Genomic DNA, 4984 nt, shown 5'->3' with positions numbered 1-4984 from the left:
CCTCGCCCCGATCCCCGAGAACGAGCGGCACGACCTGATGGGGGCCTACTACAAGCGGCTGATCGGCGACGACCGGGCGGAGCGGGAGCGCTGCGCCATCGCCTGGTCCAGCTGGGAGGGCGAGACGGTCAGCGTCGAGGGTCCGGAGGCGCGGCCCGACAAGGTCGCCGAGCCGGACTTCGCCGTCGCCTTCGCGCGGATCGAGAACTGGTATTTCACCAACGGCGGCTTCTTCCCCGAGGAAGGCTGGCTGCTGAAGAACATCGGCCGCATCCGCCACATCCCGTGCTGGATCGCGCAGGGCCGCTTCGATGTGGTGACGCCGCTGTCGGGCGCCTGGGCGCTGCACCGGGCGTGGCCCGAGGCCAAGCTGGACATCGTCAAGGACGCCGGCCACGCCTCGACCGAGCCGGGCATCGTCGACAGCCTCGTGCGGGCGACGGACTGGGCGGCGTCGCTGTAAGCAGTCGGCACAGGCAACAGGCGACAGGCAACAGGATCAGCGGCCTCGCCGGTTGCCGCGAGCAACGCTCGCTGCTGCCTGCTGCCTGACGCCTGTCGCCTGCCGCCTACTTCGGATTGGTCTTCTGGACCATTTCGGAGAGCTGGAAGCCGATGCGGCGGGCGGGACGTTCCTCGGGCTTCTTGCGGGCGTCGAGCAGGACGTTGATCTGGGCGTAGTGCTGGATCAGGCGGACGGGGCGGCCATTGGCGTTCTTGCCGATGAAGAGAATGAAATCCGGGCCCCAGAAGCCGACGTCCTCGATCTGCATCGTCCCCTCGCCCGGCACGCCGACGATGTGGGCGGCGATCTCCTCGTCCCGGTCGAGGGTCTTTTCATAATCCTCGATCAGCTTCGACAGGCGCACGAAGGCCCACTCGGCCGGGTTCTCGCGCATGCGGACGCCGTCGGTCATGGCGGCGGTCTGCTCGGGCGTGGCGGCGGGCAGAAGGGGTTCGGGACAGGGCTTGTCGCCCCAGTCGGGGACGAAAACCGGCGGATCGGCCTTGGCGGAAGCACGTGTCATGTTCCGACCATAACGCGCGAAACCGCCGATCAGAACAGCCCCTGCCCCTTCGGCAGTTCGGCGTAGCGGTGGACCCGGGTCGACATGACCAGGCCGAAGCCGATCATCACGGTCATCATCGACGATCCGCCGTAGGACAGGAGCGGCATCGGCACGCCGACGACCGGGGCGAGGCCCATGACCATGGCGCCGTTGACGAGCACGAAGATGGCGAAGAAGGCGGTCATGCCGGCGGCCGCGATACGGCCGAAGTGGCTGTGCGAGAGCGAGGCGATGCGGAGGGCGATGAGGATCAGCGCCACGTAGCAGGCCAGCAGGCCGAAGGAGCCGATGAAGCCGAACTCCTCGGCCACGGTGGAGAAGATGAAGTCGGTGTGCCGCTCGGGCAGGAATTCCAGCTGGCTCTGGCTGCCGAGGCCGTAGCCCTTGCCCAGCACGCCGCCGGATCCCAGGGCGATCTTCGACTGGATGATGTTGTAGCCGGTGCCGGACGGGTCGGATTCGGGGCTGAGGAAGGTCAGCACGCGATTGCGCTGGTACTCGTGCATGCCGAACATGACGAACGGCGGGACGATGGCGACGACGGCCGCGCCCGCCGCGGCGATCACGCGCCAGCTGAGCCCGGCGAGGAACATGATGGCGGCGCCGGTCAGGCCAATGACCATGGCCGAGCCAAGGTCCGGCTGCTTGGCCACGAGCAGGAAGGGGACCCCGATCATGCCGACCGGAACCAGCAGCTTCCACGACCAGCGAGCTTCCTGGGCCGAGTGGCTGTGGTACCAGCGGGCCAGGGCGAGGACGAGGCCGAGCTTCATGAACTCGGCCGGCTGGATGCGGATGAAGCCGAGATTCAGCCAGTTGCGGGCGCCCCCGGCGGTATAGCCGAGCGGGGTGAACTCGATCATCAGCACCAGCAACAGCAGCAGGGCGTAGAGCGGATAGGCGCCGCGGAACCACCATTTGGGGTGGACCATGGCGAGACCCAGCATGATCACCAGCAGGGCCCCGAACCGGATCAGGTGATCGGCCGCCCACGGCTGCCACTGGCCGCCCGCGATCGAATAGAGCATGGCGGCGCCGACGCCGGCGATGATGCAGAGCAGGCCGACGACGCGCCAGTCCAGCTCGCTGATCTTGACCGAGAGCCGATCTCTCTCGCCGGGACGGGTCAGGGCGGAGGCGGTCATCGGGGCGGCTCCGGCAGATAGGGTCGCGGTCCCGAGGTCGCGGTCGGCGGCGCCTGCGGCGCCGGGGCCGACGGCGGACGCGCCAGTTCGGCGGCTTCCGCACCGGTGACCTCGCCGCCGGGCGCGGCGCCGGCCTCGCCCTCGTCGAGCCCGACGGGAGCCTCGGCCTCCGGCGGTAGCGGCCGTTCGATCCGCGCCCGCATGTCGGGATCCTTGAGCAGCACCGTTTTCATGATCTCCCGCGCGCGCGGCGCGGCGTCCGCCGAACCGCCGGCGGGGGCGTGCTGAATGATCAGGGCGATGGCGTAGCGTGGCGCGTCGTGAGGGGCGAAGGCGACGAACAGGGCGTGGTCGCGGCGGCTCCAGTCGGCGTTGCGGGGACCGCGCGACTCGCCGGGCTTGTAGTCCCGCGACTGGGCCGTGCCGGTCTTGCCGGCCATCTGGATGTCGCCAAGGCCCAGCTGGGACGCGCGGTAGGCGGTGCCGGTGACGTCGTTGGCCACCGCGGCCATGCCGGCGCGCACGATGTCGAGGTGTTCGGTCGAGAACGGCAGGTCGCCGAAGGCCGCGCCGGACGGGCGCCGCTGGTCGCCGACCGACTTGACCAGGCGGGGCTGGACCGCCTTGCGGCCGTTGGCGATACGCGAGGTCATCACGGCGAGCTGCAGGGCGTTGACGGCCAGGGCCCCCTGCCCGATCGACACCGACAAGGTCTCGCCCGGATACCAGGTTCCGTCGTCGTCCCACTTCGTCGCCGCGGCGTAGTCGCGCTTCCATTTGGTCGACGGAACGATGCCGCTGGACTGGCCGGCGATGCCGATCTCATAGGCCTGACCGAAGCCGAGATCTCGGGCCACCCGCGCGATCCGGTCGATGCCGGCGCGGTTGCACATGTGGTAGAAATACGTGTCGCACGAGTTCTTGATGGCGTTGTGCATATCCATCGAACCATGCCCGCCGCGCTTCCAGCAGCGGAAGGTGCGGGAGCCGTAGCGATACCCGCCTGTGCAGACCACGCGCTCGGCCGGGTTGATGCCGGCGTCGAGGATGGCCAGGGCCGTGGTCATCTTGAAGGTCGAGCCCGGCGGGAAGGTGCCGTAGATGGCCTTGTCCAGCAGCGGCTTGCGCTCGTACTCGGAAAGCGCCCGGTAGATGCTGGACGGGACGCCGCCGACGAAGAGGTTGGGATCGAACGACGGCGTCGACACCATGCACAGGATGTCGCCGTTGCGGACATCCATGACGACGCAGCCGCCGGCCTCCTCGCCATAGACCTCGAGCGCGCGGCTCTGCACGTCGGCGTCGAGGGTCAGGACGATGTCCTTGCCCGGCACGGCGGGCTTGGAGCCGCCGATGTCTTCGGCCACCACGCGGCCGCGGGCGTCGACCTCGACCCGGTTTCCGCCGGCCTCGCCACGCAGGTCGGCGTCGAACGCCTTCTCCACGCCCTGGCGACCGATGCGGAAGCCGGGGTTGTAGAGGATCTCGGGGACCTTCTCGCCGCGCTCCTCAATGGCCTTGATGTCGCGGTCGTTTGGCTTGGCCACATAGCCGATGACGTGGGCGAAGGCGCCGCCGAACGGGTAGTAGCGGGCCTCGTTCATGTCGGCCATCACGCCCGGCAGCTCGTTGGCGTAGAGATTGACCCTGGCGAACTCCTCCCAGCTCAGGTCGCTCTTGACCGGGACGGGGCTGAAGCGCGGAGCGGCGTTGACGTCGCGGATGATGGCCCGCCGGCGCTCCAGGGTGTCGGGCAACAGCCGCCCGAGCAGGTCGAGCGTCTGGTCGAGGTCCTTGGTCTCGTCTCGCACCACCAGCACGCGGAAGCTGGGCCGGTTGCCGGCGATGACCACGCCGTTGCGGTCGAGGATGCGGCCCCGCGGCGGCGGCACGAGGCGGAAGTTGAACTGGTTGTTCGAGGCCAGGGTGGCGTATTCGCCGGCCTGGAAGACCTGCAGCTGGGCGAGACGGCCGGTCAGGGCGACGCCGCCGAGGGTGGTCAGTCCGCCGAGCACGAAGGTGCGGCGCAGGAAGGAGCCCTGCCGCTCATTGGCGTCGGAGAAGAAGATCGACGGTTCCGAACTCATCCTGCTTCGCTCCCTGCGGGAGCTTCGCAGGACGCTGTCCTGCGCGGGGCCTGCCCTGCGTAGCCTTGGCGAAGCGGGGTCATCGGAACCTCACGTCGCCATCCTCGAACCGCTCGATCAGCCGGTGCGCGAAGGGGAACAGCAGCAGGGTCGGAACGACCTGCAGGACGAGCGAGATCAGGCTGGCCGGGGTGCCGGCGATGACCGCCATGACGATATAGACCAGCAGGAAGGCCAGGCCGCAGCAGGCGGCGTACCAGACGAACAGCACCGCCGTGTCCTGACCCGCCAGGAAGCTGCGCGACGCCAGGACGACGCTGTAGATGGCCAAGAACGCCAGGCTCCAGAGGCCGAGGGGGCCGTAGGTCAGGATGTCGAGCAGCAGGCCGAGCGCGGCCAGGACCACAGGGGCGAGGACCGACGGCCGGATCAGCGGCCAGGCGAAGGCCAGCACCATGGGGATCACGGGCTCGGGCAGGTGCAGGCCGAACAGTTCGACCGGGGTCTGCAGCACGATGGTGGCCGCGACGGTGATCAGCGCCGGATAGACGATCCACTGCATCGGCCCGACGACGCGGACCGCGACGGGGCGTCTCATTCGGTCCCCCCCGGCGAGGATGTGGGCGAAGACGGGGGCGGCGACGCGGCCGGCCGGGCGGGCGGCGCGACAGGCCGGGCGGCC

Annotated in this window: 4 protein-coding genes and 1 pseudogene; 1 reads left to right on the top strand and 4 read right to left on the bottom strand. The window is 69.4% G+C overall.

The window, feature by feature from the left end:
* Positions 1-463, top strand: a pseudogene (locus tag VGD32_RS09330) (prolyl aminopeptidase); the annotation flags it as partial.
* 106 nt (positions 464-569) lie between these two features.
* On the opposite strand, the gene VGD32_RS09325 reads toward VGD32_RS09330, so the two are convergent.
* The 4 genes from VGD32_RS09325 to VGD32_RS09310 form a co-directional block, all read right to left on the bottom strand.
* Complete coding sequence (locus tag VGD32_RS09325) at positions 570-1028, bottom strand: DUF6173 family protein (RefSeq protein WP_331031618.1); 459 nt, start codon at positions 1026-1028, stop codon at positions 570-572.
* A 29-nt stretch (positions 1029-1057) separates the two neighbouring features.
* A complete protein-coding gene (gene rodA, locus VGD32_RS09320; protein WP_331031617.1) occupies positions 1058-2215 on the bottom strand; it encodes a rod shape-determining protein RodA in 1158 nt (385 codons plus the stop codon).
* Positions 2212-4302 carry a penicillin-binding protein 2 gene (gene mrdA, locus VGD32_RS09315; protein WP_331031616.1) on the bottom strand — a complete coding sequence of 697 codons (2091 nt, stop codon included), beginning with the start codon at positions 4300-4302 and terminating at the stop codon, positions 2212-2214. Before mrdA ends, rodA begins: the two co-directional genes overlap by 4 nt.
* Positions 4303-4381: 79 nt before the next feature.
* Positions 4382-4984, bottom strand: a 603-nt coding sequence (locus VGD32_RS09310; protein WP_331031615.1) for a hypothetical protein, incomplete at its 5' end; no start/stop codon positions are given.

The organism is Brevundimonas sp., assembly GCF_036402095.1.
In the GTDB taxonomy this organism is placed as follows: domain Bacteria; phylum Pseudomonadota; class Alphaproteobacteria; order Caulobacterales; family Caulobacteraceae; genus Brevundimonas.
The sequence above is the reverse complement of the archived record's forward strand: the minus strand, read 5'-3'. Positions and strand labels throughout refer to the sequence as shown.

Coding starts and splice junctions, on each gene's coding strand:
- VGD32_RS09325 (WP_331031618.1), bottom strand. CDS start 1,028: ATGACACGTGCTTCCGCCAAGGCCGATCCGCCGGTTTTCGTCCCCGAC.
- rodA (WP_331031617.1), bottom strand. CDS start 2,215: ATGACCGCCTCCGCCCTGACCCGTCCCGGCGAGAGAGATCGGCTCTCG.
- mrdA (WP_331031616.1), bottom strand. CDS start 4,302: ATGAGTTCGGAACCGTCGATCTTCTTCTCCGACGCCAATGAGCGGCAG.